The 16,733-nt window shown below is 73.3% G+C and carries 14 protein-coding genes and 1 pseudogene; 7 read left to right on the top strand and 8 right to left on the bottom strand.

Annotation, left to right across the window (positions count from 1 at the left end; all coding sequences use genetic code 11):
• Positions 1-23: 23 nt before the first annotated feature.
• Together LCH29_RS06370 and LCH29_RS06365 are read right to left on the bottom strand one after the other, a co-directional pair.
• Positions 24-665: pseudogene (locus LCH29_RS06370) on the bottom strand (RibD family protein); the annotation flags it as partial.
• Positions 662-1,444 (bottom strand): creatininase family protein, encoded by a 783-nt coding sequence (locus LCH29_RS06365; RefSeq protein ID WP_446460698.1) that lies wholly within the window; start codon positions 1,442-1,444, stop codon positions 662-664. The pseudogene LCH29_RS06370 and the gene LCH29_RS06365, both read right to left, overlap by 4 nt.
• 108 nt (positions 1,445-1,552) lie before the next feature.
• Between LCH29_RS06365 and ribA the strand changes: the two genes are divergently transcribed.
• From ribA to LCH29_RS06345, 4 genes are all read left to right on the top strand, one after another.
• Complete coding sequence (gene ribA, locus LCH29_RS06360) at positions 1,553-2,230, top strand: GTP cyclohydrolase II (RefSeq protein WP_009719142.1); 678 nt, start codon at positions 1,553-1,555, stop codon at positions 2,228-2,230.
• Between the two features lie 116 nt (positions 2,231-2,346).
• On the top strand, positions 2,347-2,910 hold the full coding sequence (locus LCH29_RS06355; protein WP_446460697.1) for a 2Fe-2S iron-sulfur cluster-binding protein: 564 nt from the start codon (positions 2,347-2,349) through the stop codon (positions 2,908-2,910).
• Entirely contained in the window at positions 2,907-3,917 is a 1,011-nt protein-coding gene (locus LCH29_RS06350; protein WP_446460696.1) for an FAD binding domain-containing protein, read from the top strand. Before LCH29_RS06355 ends, LCH29_RS06350 begins: the two co-directional genes overlap by 4 nt.
• Positions 3,914-6,052 carry a xanthine dehydrogenase family protein molybdopterin-binding subunit gene (locus LCH29_RS06345; protein ID WP_446460695.1) on the top strand — a complete coding sequence of 713 codons (2,139 nt, stop codon included), beginning with the start codon at positions 3,914-3,916 and terminating at the stop codon, positions 6,050-6,052. Before LCH29_RS06350 ends, LCH29_RS06345 begins: the two co-directional genes overlap by 4 nt.
• 48 nt (positions 6,053-6,100) lie before the next feature.
• On the opposite strand, the gene LCH29_RS06340 is transcribed toward LCH29_RS06345, so the two are convergent.
• A complete protein-coding gene (locus LCH29_RS06340) occupies positions 6,101-6,958 on the bottom strand; it encodes an NmrA family transcriptional regulator (RefSeq protein WP_446460694.1) in 858 nt (285 codons plus the stop codon).
• Positions 6,959-7,049: 91 nt separating this feature from the next.
• Between LCH29_RS06340 and LCH29_RS06335 the strand changes: the two genes are divergently transcribed.
• Positions 7,050-8,000 carry an AraC family transcriptional regulator gene (locus tag LCH29_RS06335; RefSeq protein ID WP_446460693.1) on the top strand — a complete coding sequence of 317 codons (951 nt, stop codon included), beginning with the start codon at positions 7,050-7,052 and terminating at the stop codon, positions 7,998-8,000.
• 27 nt (positions 8,001-8,027) lie between these two features.
• On the opposite strand, the gene LCH29_RS06330 is transcribed toward LCH29_RS06335, so the two are convergent.
• A complete protein-coding gene (locus LCH29_RS06330) occupies positions 8,028-9,227 on the bottom strand; it encodes a glycosyltransferase (RefSeq protein ID WP_446460692.1) in 1,200 nt (399 codons plus the stop codon).
• A gap of 296 nt (positions 9,228-9,523) precedes the next feature.
• On the opposite strand from LCH29_RS06330, the gene LCH29_RS06325 reads away from it, so the two are divergent.
• On the top strand, positions 9,524-11,434 hold the full coding sequence (locus tag LCH29_RS06325) for a glycosyltransferase family 2 protein (RefSeq protein ID WP_446460691.1): 1,911 nt from the start codon (positions 9,524-9,526) through the stop codon (positions 11,432-11,434).
• Positions 11,435-11,446: 12 nt separating this feature from the next.
• Here LCH29_RS06325 and LCH29_RS06320 read toward each other — a convergent pair whose 3' ends face one another.
• The 4 genes from LCH29_RS06320 to LCH29_RS06305 form a co-directional block, all read right to left on the bottom strand.
• On the bottom strand, positions 11,447-12,517 hold the full coding sequence (locus tag LCH29_RS06320) for a glycoside hydrolase family 6 protein (RefSeq protein ID WP_446460690.1): 1,071 nt from the start codon (positions 12,515-12,517) through the stop codon (positions 11,447-11,449).
• 31 nt (positions 12,518-12,548) lie between these two features.
• Positions 12,549-13,229, bottom strand: coding sequence for a cytochrome b/b6 domain-containing protein (locus tag LCH29_RS06315; protein ID WP_446460689.1), 681 nt, complete (start codon positions 13,227-13,229; stop codon positions 12,549-12,551).
• Entirely contained in the window at positions 13,213-13,968 is a 756-nt protein-coding gene (locus LCH29_RS06310) for a molybdopterin-dependent oxidoreductase (protein ID WP_446460688.1), read from the bottom strand. The genes LCH29_RS06315 and LCH29_RS06310 overlap by 17 nt, the downstream gene beginning before the upstream one ends.
• 97 nt (positions 13,969-14,065) lie before the next feature.
• Positions 14,066-15,721: an FAD-binding dehydrogenase gene (locus LCH29_RS06305; protein WP_446460687.1), complete on the bottom strand. Its 1,656-nt coding sequence runs from the start codon at positions 15,719-15,721 to the stop codon at positions 14,066-14,068.
• A gap of 214 nt (positions 15,722-15,935) precedes the next feature.
• Between LCH29_RS06305 and LCH29_RS06300 the strand changes: the two genes are divergently transcribed.
• Positions 15,936-16,730: a hypothetical protein gene (locus LCH29_RS06300; RefSeq protein ID WP_446460686.1), complete on the top strand. Its 795-nt coding sequence runs from the start codon at positions 15,936-15,938 to the stop codon at positions 16,728-16,730.
• Positions 16,731-16,733 lie beyond the last annotated feature (3 nt).

The following is a 16,733-nucleotide window of genomic DNA, read 5'->3' as shown; positions in this document are numbered from 1 at the left end:
ACGTACAGGCGGTGCAGCGCGCCGTCATGAAGAAAGCGCGACACCGTGACGCCGCCGCCCTCGATCAGCACCCGGCCGAGTCCGCGCGCCGCAAGCGCCTCCACCAGGCGCTGCGGCGTGAAGGCGGCACGGTCCGGCAGGGTCAGTACGTCAACTCCGTCCGGCGCCGTCCGCCCGTCGCCGGTATCCGCTCCCACCACCCACAGGGTCGGCGCTGAGCCGTCGGTGAAGACCCGGCGATGCGGAGGTACCCGGCCGTGCGGATCGAGGATGACGCGCACCGGATGCGGTCCGGAGCAGGCGCGCACGGTGAGCTGGGGGTCGTCCGAGACGGCGGTCCCGGCCCCGACCACCACGGCGTCGGTGAGGGCGCGCAGCCGGTGCAGATGGCACCGGTCCTCCTCGCCGGTGACGTAGTCGGCGTCGCCGGTGCGGGTCGCGATGAAACCGTCGAGGCTCTGGCCGAGCTGGGCGATCGCCAGCCGCGGCCCGGCGAGGCACAGCGGCAGATAGCGGTCGGCGAGCTCGTCCGCCTCCGGGGTGGCGTCCTCGCGCCAGCGCACCGCGCCACCCGGGCCGCGCACCAGACCGGCGGCCCGGGCCCCGGCCACGGTCCGTATGGAGCGCAGGCGCTCCCAGGCCCGCGCCGTGTCCAACGTCGTCATCGCGTCTCCGTTTCCTGTCGGTCGCCGACATCGCCGACGGCCTCACCGACCACGGAAAGGTACTCGGCGAAGGATTCGGTGAGTGCGGCGAGAAGTTCCTTTCCCTTGGCGGCGGATGCCAGGGAAGGGCGGCCGATGACACCGGACTCGGTGTACTCGGCCATACCGAGAGTCAGCAGATGCTTCCGGTCGTCGGCGAGACAATCGGAGGTTTCATAACCGGGACGGACGAGTTCGGGATGGGCATGCAACAGGATGGAGGTCTCCACTTCTCCCCCGTGCATATCGCTGTACGACGGGGTTTGGACACCGGCCCTGGTGCGGGCCGTGTCCCAGTCGGCCGAGCCCGGGAAAAGCGCCATGCGGGTACCTGTGCCCGCGGATTCCTGAACAATGTTGCGCAGGACGTAATTTCCGCCGTGCCCGTTCACCAGAATCAGCGAACCGACGCCGGAGCGGCGCAGCGATCCGGCGATGTCGCGCACCACGGAGTACAGGGTCGCGGCGGATATGGAGACGGTACCGGGCCAGTCCGCGTGCTCGTGCGAGCAGGAAACCGTGACGGGCGGGAGGAGCTGGACCGGATACGCCGCGGCGATCTCCCGGGCGATGGTGCAGGCGATGACCGTGTCCGTCACCAGCGGGAGACAGGCGCCGTGTTGCTCGAAGCTGCCGATGGGCAGGACGGCGGCACCGGCCCGCAGGGCCCGCACCTCCTCCGTGGTCGTCGGCGGCAGGAGCCCCGAGGCCCACTGGTCCGGCGTTTCCGAATCACTCATGCGCTACGGGCCTTTCGTTCTTCGTGTTACGGGATGCGCGGCCAATCACCCGGCCGACTTTGCCATTTTCCCCTACGCCACCCGGCGTTCACCAGATAGGGTTGCAACATGACAGCAAGTGATAGCGTGTTGGTCGACAGCGCTCGTCGATCGGATGTCGAACGAGTGGTGAATCTCCGGCTGTCCACCGTGCACGGCGATTTTCTCGCCTACGGCTACCAGGACCACAATCGCGGAGATGAACAGATCGCGCTGGTATACGGCGACGTCAAGGGCGAGGACGCACTGACGCGCGTGCATTCCGAGTGCCTGACCGGAGACGCCTTCGGTTCCCGGCATTGCGAATGCGGCGACCAACTGTCCGCGGCGCTGCGCGCCATCGTGAGCGAGGGGCGGGGCATCCTCGTCTACCTCCGCGGCCACGAGGGCCGGGGCATCGGCCTGCTGGCCAAGCTCCAGGCGATGCAGCTCCAGGCGGAGGGCCTGGACACGGTCGAGGCCAACCTCGCTCTCGGCCTCCCGGACGACGCCCGGGACTACCAGGTGGCGGCGGAGATGCTGCACGACCTCGGGGTGCGCTCCATACGGCTGCTCTCCAACAACCCGCGCAAGCGGGAGGCGCTGCTGCGCCACGGCATCAAGATCAGCGAGCAGGTTCCGCTGCTGATCCAGCCGTGCGAGGAGAACCTGCCCTACCTGCTGACCAAGCGGGAGCGGATGGACCACTACCTGCCGCATCTGGACGGTGTGCTGTCGTCCGTCGACGGCGGCGCCGAGCGGTCCTGAACGGCGCGGGGAGCCGGTGGCGCCGACGACGCGGCGGGCCTGCCGCAGCGTCGGCGCTCCGGAGGCACTGAGGTGAGAACAGGCGATCAGTGCACATGTGTCCGATGATGTGAAGCATGGACGTGGAGATCACGCTCCGGGTGGACGGTACGGACCACCGGCTCACCGTCGACACCCGTACGACGCTGTTGGACGCCCTCCGCGAGCGGCTGGGGAACACCAGCCCCAAGAAGGGCTGTGACCACGGCCAGTGCGGCGCCTGCACCGTCCTGCTCGACGGCCGCCGCGCCCTGGCCTGTCTGGCGCTGGCGGTGGCCCACCAGGGCGCCGACGTCGTCACGGCCGCGGGCCTGGTGAACGGCGGGGACGGGGAGGGCGACGGGCTGCATCCGCTCCAGCGCTCGTTCATCGCCCATGACGCGTTCCAGTGCGGCTACTGCACCCCCGGCCAGATCTGCTCGGCGGTGGGCATGCTGCGCGAGGCGGCGGCGGGCTGGCCGAGCGCCGTGGCCAAGGATCCGAACGCCGCCGATGTGGTGCTGGACGACGAGGAGATCGCCGAGCGCATGAGCGGCAACCTGTGCCGCTGCGCCGCGTACGCCAACATCGTCCCGGCCATCGCCGACGTCGCACACCGGGACGAGGTGGCGGCGCACCGGGACGAGGGGGCGCGCCGATGAAGCCCTTCCGCTACGAACACGCCGACACCGTGGCGGCGGCCGTGACCGCGCTGGCCGAGGAGCCGGGGGCGGCGTATCTGGCCGGTGGTACCAACCTGGTGGACCTGATGCGCCTCGAGGTGGCGACCCCCGAGGTGCTGGTCGACGTGCGGCGGCTCACCTCGGACCGGATCGAGGAGCTGCCGGACGGGTCGCTGCGCATCGGTGCCGCGGTCCCCAACAGCGATCTGGCCGCCGACCGGCGGATCCGGCGGCGCTATCCCGTGCTGTCGCAGGCCGTGCTGTCGGGCGCCTCGGGCCAGTTGCGCAACCTCGCCACCACCGGCGGGAACCTCTTGCAGCGCACCCGCTGCGCGTACTTCCAGAACGTGACCACCCCGTGCAACAAGCGCGAGCCGGGGTCGGGCTGTTCGGCGGTGGAGGGCTATCAGCGCGACATGGCGATCCTCGGCGCCTCGCCGTCCTGTGTGGCCACCCACCCCTCCGACATGGCGGTCGCGCTGGCGGCGCTCGACGCGACCGTGTGCGTCCGGGGCGCCGGGGGCGGTCAGGGCCCCGACGGGGAGCTGCGCATCCCGCTGACCGAGCTGCACCGGCTGCCCGGCGACAGCCCCGAGCGGGACACGGTGCTGCGGCGCGGGGAGCTGATCACGGCCGTGGAGCTGCCGCCGCCCGACTTCACCGCCACCTCCCGCTACCGCAAGGTGCGCGACCGCGCCTCGTACGCCTTCGCGCTGGTGTCGGTCGCCGCCGCGCTGGACGTCGGGGCCGACGGGACCGTACGGGACGTCCGCATCGCGCTGGGCGGAGTGGCGCACAAGCCGTGGCGGGCGTGGAAGGCCGAGGAGTCGCTGCGCGGTGCGCCCGCGACCTGGGACAGCTTCCGGGACGCCGCGGCGGCCGAACTGGCGCAGGCGGAGCCGCTGCCGGGCAACGCCTTCAAGATCGCGCTCGCCCGCAACACGGTCGTCGCCACGCTGCTCGATCTGCTGGAGGTCGCCCGATGAGCGAGGTCCGCGAGGTCAGGGAGCGGCCGCGGGCGGTCGGCGCGCCGCTGCGCCGGGTCGACGGCGCGCTGAAGGTCACCGGCACCGCCACCTACGCGTTCGAGTGGCCCGTCGAGCACCCCGCCTATCTCCATCCGCTCCAGGCCACCATCGCCACCGGGCGGATCACCGGGGTGGACACGGCCGCCGCGGAGGCGGAGCCCGGGGTGCTGGCCGTGCTCACCCATCGCACCGCGCCGCGGCTGACCATCCCGGACGATCCGGAGCTCGCGGTGCTCCAGTCCGACGAGGTGGCCTGGCGCGGGCAGTTCACCGGCGCGGTGGTCGCGGAGACCCCGGAGGCGGCCCGGTACGCGGCGGGCCTGGTGCGGTTCCGCTACGAGCAGCGCCGCCCCGACACGGTGCTGCGCGAGGACCGTGACGACCTCTACAAGCCCAGGGACGGGGCCCAGTTCGGGCAGGGCGGCGGCGAACTCCAGGACGGCTCCCCCGCCGACAGCCGTCTAGGCGACGCCGACCCGGCGCTGGCCGCCGCGCACACCGTGCTGGACGCCACGTACACCACGCCGATGTACCACAACAACCCGATGGAGCCGCACACCGCCGTGGTCACCTGGACCGACGGCGAGCTGCTGGTGTACTGCTCCACGCAGGGCGCCACGATGAGCCGCGACCTGATCGCCGCCACCCTGGGGCTCCCGCCGGGCCGGGTGCGGGTGGTGTCCCCGCACGTCGGCGGCGGCTTCGGGTCGAAGGTGTACCCGCACGCGTACGCGGTGCTCGCCGCGATGGCGTCGCGGACCGTGCGCCGGCCGGTCAAGTTCACACTGACCCGCCAGCAGATGTTCGCCCTGGTGGGCTTCCGCCCGGCGTCGATCCAGCGGATCCGGCTCGGCGCGGATGCCGAAGGGCGTCTGACCGCCGTCACCCATGACGTGGTCGAGCAGACCGCCCGGGCCAAGGGGTACGCCGACCAGACCGCCGTGTGCACCCGGCTGATGTACGCGGCCCCGCACCGGCGCACCACCCACCGGCTGGCCCCGCTGGACATCCCGGTGCCGACGATCATGCGGGCGCCGGGCGAGGCGCAGGGCATGTTCGCGCTGGAGTCGGCGATGGACGAGATGGCCCTCGCGTGCGGCATGGACCCGGTGGAGTTCCGCATCCGCAACGAGCCGGACGTCCACCCCGAGTCCGGACTGCCGTTCTCCAGCCGCCATCTGGTGGCCTGTCTGCGCGAGGGCGCCCGCCGCGCCGGATGGGAACGGCGCGATCCGACGCCCCGGGCGCGCCGCATGGGGCGGTGGCTGATCGGGACCGGGGTGGCCGCGTCCACGTACCCCTCGCCGCGCCTCCCGGGGAACGCGGCGACGGTCCGGGTCGGACGGGACGGGCACTGCACGGTGCTGATCGCCGCCGCCGACCTGGGCACCGGCACCTGGACGGCCCTCACCCAGATCGCCGCGGACGCGCTGGGCGTGCCGGTGGAGCGGGTGGAGCTGCGCATCGGGGACACCGCCCTGCCGAACGCCTCCCCCGCCGGTTTCTCCTCCGGCATCAACAGCTGGGGCTCGTCGATCGCGGAGGCCGCCCGGCAGTTGCGGACGCGGCTGGAGACCGAGCACCGCGGCGTGGTCCCGCCGGACGGCCTCGAGGTCACCGCGGACATGCCCGCGGACACCGACGCCGAGCGGTACGCGGTGCACAGCTTCGGGGCGCAGTTCGCCGAGGTCCGGGTGGACGCGGACACCGGGGAGGTCCGGGTGCCGCGGCTGCTCGGGATGTTCGACGTGGGCCGGGTCATCAACCCCAGGACCGCGCGGTCGCAGCTGCTGGGCGGCATGACGCAGGGCATGTCGATGGCGCTGTACGAACACAGCGTGCTGGACCCGCGGTTCGGCCATGTGGTCAACCAGGACTTCGCCCAGTACCACATCGCCGCCAACGCCGATGTGCACGCGATCGAGGCGCACTGGGTGGACGAGACGGACCCGCACACCAATGTGATGGGCGCCAAGGGCCTCGGCGAGGTGTGCATCGTCGGCACGGCGGCGGCCATCGCCAACGCGGTGCACCATGCGACGGGGGTGCGGGTGCGCGATCTGCCGATCACCCTCGACAAGCTGCTCTCGTGACGCACGGCGCGCACCCCCGTGCCGCGCCGTGCGTTCCGCACCGGGTGCTCAGGCCCAGGCGCCGTCCGCGGCCGCCTCGCGCGCGGAGTCGGCGACGTCGCGCGGCGCGCGGCCGAGGGCGCGGTGGACGCCGTCCGTGACCGTTGCGTTGCGGCCGTCCAGGAGGGTGGCGAACAGCTCGGTCAGGAAGGCCACGAGGTCGTCGGAGAGCCCGTAGCCGCTCAGCAGCGCCCCGTATTCCGCCGCGGAGACCGGCGCGTAGCGCACCGCGCGGCCGCTCGCCCGGGCGATCTCCGCGGCCACCTCGGCGAAGGTCAGCAGCCGCGGGCCGGTGAGGTCGTGGATCCGCCCCGCGTGCTGCCCGTCGCCGGTCAGGGCCGCGACCGCGACCTCCGCGATGTCGTCGGCATCGATGAAGGGCTCCTTGACGTCCCCGGCGGGGAAGACGATCTCGCCGCCGAGCACTCCGTCGCGCAGGATGCCCTCGGTGAAGTTCTGGAAGAACCAGCTCGCCCGGATGACGGTCCACTCGGCGCCGTCCACCGCCACGGCCCGCTCGGCGGGCAGCGTCGCGTCCATGCCGCGCGCGGAGAGCAGCACCAGCCGCCGGGTGCCGCCGCGGACGGCCTGTTCGGCGAAGGCCCGGAGGGTGTCGGCGGCGCCCGGGTCGGCGATGTCGGGGTAGTACGCGAGGTACGCGGCGCCGGTGCCGCGCAGCGCGGGCGCCCAGGTGGCGCGGTCCTCCCAGTCGAAGGGCGGCTCACCGCCGCGGGAGCCGATCCGGACCGGCCGTCCGGCGGCGGTCAGCCGCTCGGCGATCCGGCGGCCGGTCTTGCCGGTGCCGCCGAGCACCAGCGTCGTCGGGTGCTGCGTGTGTTGCGTCGTCGTGTGCTGCGTCGTGGTCATACGGACAGTCAACTGGGCCGTGGTGAGACGTTCCATGGCCGAGAGGCTCGCCCGCATAAGCGTGCGTCTACGATGTGCCCGGGGGTGGGACATGGACGCGCTGGCGAACCTGCTGGACGGGCCGCGGGCCCGGGAGGCGTTTCTGCTGCGGGCGGTGATGGAGCCGCCGTGGTCGGTGCGGATCGAGGACCGGGCCCCGCTGTGTGTGATGACGATGGCGCGCGGCGAGGCGTGGGTGGTGCCGGATGCCGGGGAACCGCGGCGGCTGGGACCGGGGGACGTGGCGGTGGTGCGCGGCCCGGATCCGTACACGGTGGCGGACTCCCCGGACACCCCGCCGCAGGCGTGGATCCTGCCGGGCGAGGAGTGCCGGACGGCGGACGGCCGGGACCTGGCCGAGGCGATGGCGCTGGGCGTGCGCACCTGGGGCAACCGCGCGGACGGCTCGGCGACGATGCTCATCGGCACCTATCCGCTCGACGGGGAGATCAGCGCGCGGCTGCTGGACGCGCTGCCGCCGCTGCTGGTGCTGGACCGCGAGGTGTGGGACTGCCCGCTGATGCCCTGGCTCGGCGAGGAGATCGTGAAGGACGAGGCGGGGCAGTCGGCGGTCCTGGACCGGCTGCTGGACCTGCTGCTGATCGCGGTGCTGCGGGCCTGGTTCGCCCGGCCGGAGGCGCGGGCCCCGGCCTGGTACCGGGCGCTGGGCGATCCGGTGGTGGGGCGGGCGCTGCGGCTGCTCCAGAACAACCCGGCGCATCCGTGGACGGTGGCGGGGCTGGCCGCGAAGTCGGGCGTCTCGCGGGCGGCGCTGGCCCGCCGCTTCACCGCGCTGGTGGGCGAGCCGCCGATGACGTATCTGACCGGCTGGCGGCTGGCGCTCGCGGCCGATCTGCTGCGCGAGCCGGACGCGACGCTGACGGCGGTGGCCCGGCAGGTGGGGTACGGCAGCGCCTTCGCGCTGTCCGCGGCGTTCAAGCGGATACGCGGCATCAGCCCGAGGGAGCACCGCGCCCGGGGTGCCACGGACCCCACGGGCTGACCGGCTGCCGTACGGGGACATCGGCCCTCACCCCGTGGGCGCGCCGCGCTCCCCACCGCGCACCGCCCGCATCCCCGCCGCGGGGCCCCGCAGACAGCCGTCCGGGCCGCACGTGGTGGCGCGGTCGTAGAGGTCCATGAGGCGGCGGACGCCGCGGGCGATGTCGTAGCGCTCGACCGCGTCCGGCACCGGGTACCGCCGCGGGCCCGCGGCCAGTTGGCGGCGCAGCGCGTCGGCGAGGGCGGCCGGGCCGGGGGCGACGCGGCGGGCGGCGGGGGCGGCGCCCGGGGGGAGTTCGTCGAGGGCCGGGCAGACGGTGTACAGCACGGGCAGCCCGGACACGAGGGCTTCCAGCGCGGCGAGCCCGAACGCCTCCTCGGCGGACGGCGAGACCAGGACGTCCATGGCGGCCAGCAGCCCGGGCAGCCCGGCGGGCCGGTCGTCGGGCGGGGCCACGGCCCCGTCCCGCTCCCCCAGCAGCCGGATCCGGTCGGCCGCGCCGAGCCGGGCGGCCAGGTCCTCCAGGGCGGGGCGCTCGGGCCCCTCGCCGACCAGCAGCAGCCGGGCCCCGGGTACGGCGGCGACGGCGCGCACCGCCACCTCGAACCGCTTGGCCGCCACCAGCCGTCCCACCGCGCCGACGACGAAGGCGTGGTCGGGGATGGCCAGGCGGGCGCGGGCGGCGGTGCGGGCGGCGGGGGCGAAGCGGAAGTGGCGGGCGTCGATGCCGTTGGGCACCAGGTGGATGCGGTGGTTGGGCACGCCCCAGTCGCGCAGCCGGTCGGCGACGGCGGCCGAGACGGCGACGGTCGCCGAGCCCAGCCGTTCGGCGGCCAGGTAGCGGGCGCGGACGGCGGGGCTCAAGGGGCGGCCGTCGACGCTGCGCGCGCCCAGGGCGTGTTCGGTGGCGATCACGGCCCGTACGCCCGCCAGCCGGGCGGCGATCCGGCCCAGGACGCAGGCCCGGTAGAGGTGGGTGTGCACCACGTCGTAGCCGCCGGAGCGGATGGTGCGCACCAGGGCGGGCAGCGCCCGCAGCTCGCCCGCGCGGCCGTCCAGGGGCAGATGGGTGACCGGGATGCCGTCGGTGCGGATGCCGTGGGCGGTTCTGCCCGGTGCGGCGAGGGCGACCACGTCGCAGCGCACCGGCACATGGCGCAGCAGCAGCCGCAGTTGCTGTTCGGCGCCGCCCGCGCCGAGGCGGGAGATGATGTGCAGAACTCTCATCGGGCGACCCCGCCCCATCCTCCGTTGTTCCGCCGTGGTTTCGCGTGGTGTCCGTCTTTCACGCGATATCCGACCCTGCCAGAGGGCGGGATGTAAATCACGTAAGACGCGCGCTGATGGGCCGTCAGGGTGGCGCCTTCGCAGCGTATCGCCAAAGGCGCGCCGAAAATCCGATGTGCGCAATACCGACACATCCGATTGTTACCTTCTCATCTCGCGCGATGACATGACGAATGTGGTCCGTCCGGGTCATCGCGGCGCGACATCCGGTTTCCAGACAGCCCGCGGGAGCGCCCATGTCCGCACAGACCCCCGTCAGAGATTCGAGAAGCGCACGAGATCCGCGTCGTGGAGTCGCCCCCGCCGCCGCGCGCACCGCCGGGCACGCCGCCGCACCCCCGCATGCGCGCCCCGCCCCGGATGGCGTGCGCCCCCGCCCGGCCGCGGCGTACGAGTACAAGCGGTACAGCGAGCTGGCGGGTCCGCTGACGGAGCCGCCCGCCGACCGTCCCTACCGGGTGCGCAGCCGCAGCCTGCTGGCGCAGGAGCCGCACCGGTTCCGGGCGGCGCTGCTGCTGTGCGGGGCGCCGGTGTGCTCGGCGCTGCTGCTGTTCTGGCTGCTGCGGCCGGACCACTGGGCGGCGCGGCCCCATGTGCCGGCGTGGCAGACCGCGGCGGATGTCGCGATGCTCGTCTCGATCACGCTGATCGAGACGTTCCGGCTGGTCACGGTCATCTCCAACGCGCACGCGACGCTGGTGGCCCGGGATCCGGTGCCGGTGACCGCCGAGCGCGGCACCCGGGTGGCGTTCCTGACGAGTTTCGTGCCCGGCAAGGAGCCGATCGCGATGGTCCGGGCCACGCTGGAGGGCGCGGTGCGCATCCGGCACCAGGGGACGCTGGACGTCTGGCTGCTGGACGAGGGGGACGACCCGGAGGTCAAGGAGCTGTGCGCGCGGCTGGGCGTACGGCACTTCTCCCGCAAGGGCGTCGAGAAGTGGAATCAGCCAGAAGGCGCTTTCCGGGCGAGGACGAAGCACGGGAATTACAACGCCTGGTTGGACGCGCACGGGGACGCTTATGAATTCATGGCGTGCGTGGACACCGACCATGTGCCGCTGCCCAACTTCCTGGAGCGCATGCTGGGTTACTTCCGCGATCCGGATGTGTCCTTCGTGGTGGGGCCGCAGGTGTACGGAAACTACGAGACCGCCGTCACCAAGGCCGCCGAAAGCCAGCAGTTCCTGTTCCACGCGCTGATCCAGCGGGCGGGGAACGCGTACGGCAGCCCGATGTTCGTGGGCACCAACAACGCGGTGCGGATCAGCGCGCTGCGCAGCATCGGCGGGCTGTACGACTCGATCACCGAGGACATGGCCACCGGCTTCGAGCTGCACCGCCACCGCAACCCTGCCACCGGCAAGAAGTGGCGCTCGGTGTACACCCCGGACGTGCTGGCGGTCGGCGAGGGTCCCAGCTCCTGGACGGACTTCTTCACCCAGCAGATGCGGTGGAGCCGGGGCACCTACGAGACGGTGCTCAAGCAGTTCTGGAAGGCCCCGTTCACGCTGTCGCCCGGCAAGCTGCTCAACTACACGCTGCTGATCACGTACTACCCCATGACCGCGGTCAACTGGGTGCTCTCGGCGCTGTCCTGCACGCTGTTCCTGATGCTGGGCGCGGCCGGGCTCGACATCCCGGCCGAGGTGTGGATGATGCTCTACAGCGACGCCGCCGTGCTCCAGATCGGGCTGTACATCTGGAACCGCCGCCACAACGTCTCCCCGCACGAGCCCGAGGGGTCTGGCGGGCTCGCCGGGATGCTGCTCTCCGCCCTGTCCGCGCCGATCTACGTCAAGTCGCTGTTCGACGCGGCGCTGCGGCGCAAGAGCCGGTTCGTGGTCACGCCCAAGGGCGATTCGTCCAGCCCGGACCGGCTCTCCACGTTCCGCATCCACCTGCTGTGGGGCGGGCTCTTCGGCACCTCGCTCGCGGCCTCGTTCTCCCTGGGGCACACCCACGCGGCGATGCGGACGTGGGCCGTCCTCGCGCTCGCGCTGTGCCTGGCGCCGGTGGCCATCTGGTACGGCGGGGTGGTGCGGGGCCGGCGCCGCCCGGTGGCGGCGCCGGCCGTACCGACCGCGCGTGCGGACAGCCCGGGCCCGTGCGCCCCGGCGAAGGACCCGGACGCGGTGTGCGCCCTGTAAGACCGAAACGCCTCAGTGGCGGCCCGGGCCATGCGGGTGACGGTGGCCCGGGTCGTGTGCGTTCCGGGCCAGCCCGAGCGCGTACTCGGGCCACCAGCGGCCCGCCGGGGGCCCGCCGTTGCACGTCCCGTCGGATTCGCCGGGCCGCTTGATCCACAGATACGCGTCCACCAGCCGGTCCCCGGTGTGGGTGCTCGGCGGCTCGCCCAGCGCCCGCCCCGGCGGGTTGCACCAGGCTTCCGCCGGCCGGGCCCCGTGCCGGGCCGCGCCCCGGCGCCGCAGCGGGCCGTTGCCGTTGCGGCTGGTGTCGATGACGAAGTGCGCCCCGCCGACCGCCCTGGACAGCCGGTGGCCATAAGCCTTGGTGCGGCCGGTGCGCTGGAAGTTGGCGACGTTCAGGGAGAAGCCGTCCGCCTGCTCGATACCGCTCTTGAGCAGCGGCACCATCAGCCGGGCGGGGTTCTTGATCCAGCCCGCGTGCCCGGCGTCCAGATACACCCGCACGTGGGGCAGTGCGGCGAACGCGGCGACCGCGTCGCGCAGCAGGGCCAGCCGGGGGCCGACCACGCGGCGGGGCACGCAGCGGTCGACGACCTGCGCCACCGCGTCGGGCTCCAGCACGACCATTGCCTTCCGGTCACCGATGCCGAGCGCGACCTGCTCGATCCACCTGCGGTAGGCCGCGCCGTTCGCCGCGCCGCCCGCCGAGTGTCCGCCGCAGTCCCGGTGCGGGATGTTGTAGGCGACCAGCACCGGGATGGTGCCGGTCCGGGCCGCGGATTCGGTGATGGAGCGCACCCGTTCGCGAGGGGGCTGCGGGCCCAGCCATTCGGCGACCGGCTGCCGGGCGATCCGCCGGATCAGCTCGGCGTCCCCGCCCTTCCCTCCGTTCTTTCCCTCGTTCTCTCCCGCGTCGTCGTGCGCACGGACCTGCCGGGCGGCCGGTCCGTCCGGGTTCACCCAGAGCCCGCTCCGCCGTGGTGGGGCGTCGGAGCATCCGCTCAGCGGCACCATCGCCATGACGCATGCGGCGACCGTCACCAATCGCCGCGTAACCGACTTTCTTGGATCTTTCTCGCGCATGCGATGCATCATGGCACCGCGTGCCGTCGGTTCAGTGGACGCCGCGTGCGTGGTCGGCGTCGTGGTGGTCCGCGTCCTCCGTGCGCCACAGCGGATGCTCGCGGGCCGCCCACTCCGGGTCGACCCGCCCGGTGCGCATCCCGCGCCGCGCCTCCGGATCGGCGAGCGCCTTCCCGATGTGCCCGATCACCACGACGCCGACGGCCAGCGCCAGCCAGTCGTGGACGAACGTGGCGCCGGTGCGCCACATCAGCGGGGCCAGCCCGGTGAACCACATCAGCGACCCGGTGGCCGCCATCACCAGCATCGCGCCCGCGGTCCAGGCGGCGTACACCTTCTGGCCCGCGTTGAACTTGCCCGCCGGGCGCTCCGCACGGCTGTGGTCGCGGCGCAGCGCGGCCCGCAGCCAGCGGCGGTCGTGCGGTCCGAAGCGGTTGAGACGGCCCAGATCGGCCCGGAACGCGCGCGAGGCGAGACCGGCGAGGACCGGGACGGGCATCAGGATGCCGGTCCACTCGTGGACGGTGACCACGAGGGCGCGGCGGCCCACGAGTTGGGCCAGGGCCGGTACGTACAGACAGGCCGCGCTCACCACGCAGGCGCCCACCAGGGCGGCCGTCGCACGGTGGATCCAGCGCTCGGCGGGCGTGAAGCGGCGCACCCGGCGCGCGGTTGCGGCCGGGGCCGCGGCGGTCTCAGACAGTGGGGGCATCGTCGCGTCCGTTCGACTTGCCGACCCAGCCGTCCACGTCGTACCCGCGGTCCTCCCAGTAGCCGGGGCGCACCTCGTCGGTGACGGTGATGCCGGAGAGCCACTTCGCCGACTTGTAGAAGTACATGGGCGCGACGTAGAGCCGGGCCGGGCCGCCGTGCGCATGCCCCAGCGGCTTGTCCTGCATCCGCATCGCCACCAGGACGTCAGGGCGGCGCGCCTGGTCGAGGGTGAGGCTCTCGGAGTACGCACCGTCGAAGCAGGTGAACCGGACCGCCTTGGCGCGCGGGCTCACCCCGGCGGCGTCCAGCAGCGTGGACAGCCGCACCCCCTCGAACGGCGTCTTCGGCACCCGCCACCCGGTGACGCACTGGACGTCCCGGACGAGCCGGGCCTGCGGGAGCGCGCGCAGTTCGGCGAGTCGGTAGTCGGCGGGCTTGTCGACCAGGCCGCCGACGGTGAGGCGGTAGTTCGTCTCGTCCTTGTGCGGGACGGAGGACGTCACCGAGTAGTACCGGAACCCGCCGCCGTTGGGCAGCAGCCCGGTGACCCCGGTGGGGTCCTTGTCGGCCACCGCGCCGAGCGCGCTCTCCAGCCCGCGCTGCGCCCAGGGCGCGACGGCCATCCCGGCGGCGCCGAGGCCGAGCATGCCGAGCAGGATGCGGCGGCCGACCGGTGTGCCGCGGCCGCCGCCGTGCTCGTCGTCGTGCTCGTCGTCGCCGGGGGTTGCGTCGTCCATGTGCTGATGAGACCACCGGGGGGCGTGGCGCGCCATCGTCTGTGGCTTTTCGTCAGACTTCCGTCAGATCTGAACGCGCCTCGCGACCTCGGTTGCGCTACGACACCGCCCTGGCGGCCGCGCGTCCCGCCGTCCGGCCCGAGAAGAGGCAGCCGCCCAGGAAGGTGCCCTCCAGCGACCGGTAGCCGTGCACGCCACCGCCGCCGAAGCCCGCCGCCTCACCGGCCGCGTAGACGCCGGGCAGCGGCTCCCCGCCCTCCGTCAGCACCCGCGACGACAGGTCCGTCTCCAGCCCGCCCAGGGTCTTGCGGGTCAGGATGTTGAGCCGGACCGCGATCAGCGGGCCCGCCCCGGGGTCGAGGATGCGGTGCGGGGCGGCGGTGCGGATGAGGCGGTCGGCGATGTACTTGCGGGTCCCGCGCAGGGCGGTGACCTGGAGGTCCTTGGTGTAGGGGTTGGCGATCTCGCGGTCCCGGGCGACGATCTCGCGGCGCAGCTCGGCCTCGTCGATGAGGGGGTCCTCGGTGAGTTCGTTCATCCGCCGTACGAGGGCGGGCAGCGAGCGTTCGACGATGAAGTCGGCGCCGTGGTCCATGAACGCCCGCACCGGCCCCGGCGCCCCGGCCCGCCCGCGGCCCAGCACATCGCGGACGCTCTTGCCCGTCAGGTCCGGGTTCTGCTCGGAGCCGGAGAGCGCGAACTCCTTCTCGATGATCTTCCTCGTGAGGACGAACCAGGTGTAGTCGTATCCGGTCCGCATGATGTGTTCGAGGGTGCCGAGGGTGTCGAAGCCGGGGAAGAGCGGGACCGGCAGCCGCCGTCCGCGGGCGTCGAACCAGAGCGACGAGGGGCCGGGCAGGATGCGGATGCCGTGCCGGGGCCAGATCGGGTTCCAGTTCTCGATGCCCTCGGTGTAGTGCCACATCCGGTCGCGGTTGATGAGGTGGCCGCCCGCGGCCTCCGCGACGCCGAGCATCTTGCCGTCGACGTGCGCGGGGACACCGGAGATCATCCGCTCGGGCGGGGAGCCCAGCCGCTCGGGCCAGTTGGCGCGTACGAGGTCGTGGTTGCCGCCGATGCCGCCGGAGGTGATGATCACGGCCTGGGCGCGCAGCTCGAAGGAGCCGGTCACCTCGCGGCTGCTGGCCGTGCCCCGCTCGGCGCGGCTGGGCTCCAGCACCTCCCCGGTGACGGTGTCGACGGCGCCCGCGCTGCGCGAGAGCCCGGTGACCCGGTGCCGGAAGCGCAGGTCGACCAGGCCGCGGGCGGCCGCGGCGCGCACCCGGCGCTCGAAGGGGGCGACGACGCCCGGTCCGGTGCCCCAGGTGATGTGGAAGCGGGGTACGGAGTTGCCGTGCCCGGTCGCGTCGTAACCGCCGCGCTCGGCCCAGCCGACGAGGGGGAACAGCCGCAGCCCCTGGGCGTGCAGCCAGGACCGCTTCTCACCCGCCGCGAAGTCCACGTACGCCTCGGCCCAGCGGCGCGGCCAGTGGTCCTCGTCGCGGTCGAAACCGGCCGTGCCCAGCCAGTCCTGCCAGGCGAGTTCGTGGCTGTCGCGGATGCGGAGTCGGCGCTGTTCCGGCGAGTCGACGAGGAAGAGGCCGCCGAAGGACCAGTGGGCCTGGCCGCCGAGCGACTGCTCGGGCTCCTGGTCGAGCAGGATGACCTTGCGGCCCGCGTCGGCCAGCTCGGCGGTGGCCGCGAGGCCCGCCAGGCCCGCCCCGACCACGATCACATCCGCGTCGTACGCCATGGTTGGTGGTATCCCGTCCTCGTCAGCCGGTCGACGGAGTCGTCGGGTGCGATCCTGCCTACCGGCCAGTACGCCGTCAACTGGTCCGGGAGCGGGGGTGAGAGCGCTTTCCGGACACCGTCCTCCTCAGGCTATAGCTCTCTTGTGCAGCAAAACGGAACAATCCCTCATCACTATTGGACACGGTTCAGCCAAACCGGCATCATCAACGACCATGGCTGACCGCTCCGTTGGGCAACCCGGGCCGCCGTACCAGGCGGACAAGCGCATCGTGAATCCGACACTTGTCACCCCCGGTCCCCGGGCCATCGAGGCCGGTGACTCCCCCGTCACCCCGCACATCCTCCAGGGCGAGGTCATCGGCCCCCGGCACGCCCGTTCCCGCCGCCGTGGCATCGACCCGCGGCGCAAGGCGGCCGCCGGGGCGATCCTGCTGTCGGCCACCGGCGCGGCCACCGCACTCTTCATGCTCATGGGCAAGGACGCGCGCGAGGCGCAGGCCGCCCCGGGACACGACAGCTCCCCCACCGCCCCCGACGAGCCCGAGCCGAAGGCCGCCGCGTTCGGCGACTCGGCCGTCGGCGACAAGCCGCTGCGCGGTTCGCGCACGACCGAGCCCGCGGCCCCGGCGCCCGCCGCGCAGCCCACGACGCGGGCCCCGGCCGCCCCCGCCACCGAGCAGCGCACCCCGTCCTCCGGTCAGCAGCCGGGGCCCGCCTGGTCCGAGGCGGCCGAGCGGTGGCGGGAGCGGGCCGAGGAGTGGCGGCAGTGGGCCGGTGACCAGGCCCGGCGGCAGGCCGACGGCCAGGGCGGCGCCGGTCAGGGCCAGGGACAGGGGCAGAGCCAGGGCGGCTGGGGGAACGGCAACGGCGGCGGCTCCGGCCCGTACGGCCAAGGTGGCGGCGGACCCTACGGCCAGGGCGGCGGATCCGGCCCGTACGGCGGACAAGGCGGCCAGGGCGGCCAGGGCTGGCAGGGCGGTCCCTACGGCGGTGGCCCCTCGCGCTGACCG

This window comes from Streptomyces sp. BRA346 (assembly GCF_052851135.1).
Note: the sequence above shows the minus strand (reverse complement) of the source record. Positions and strands in the feature narration are given on the sequence as shown.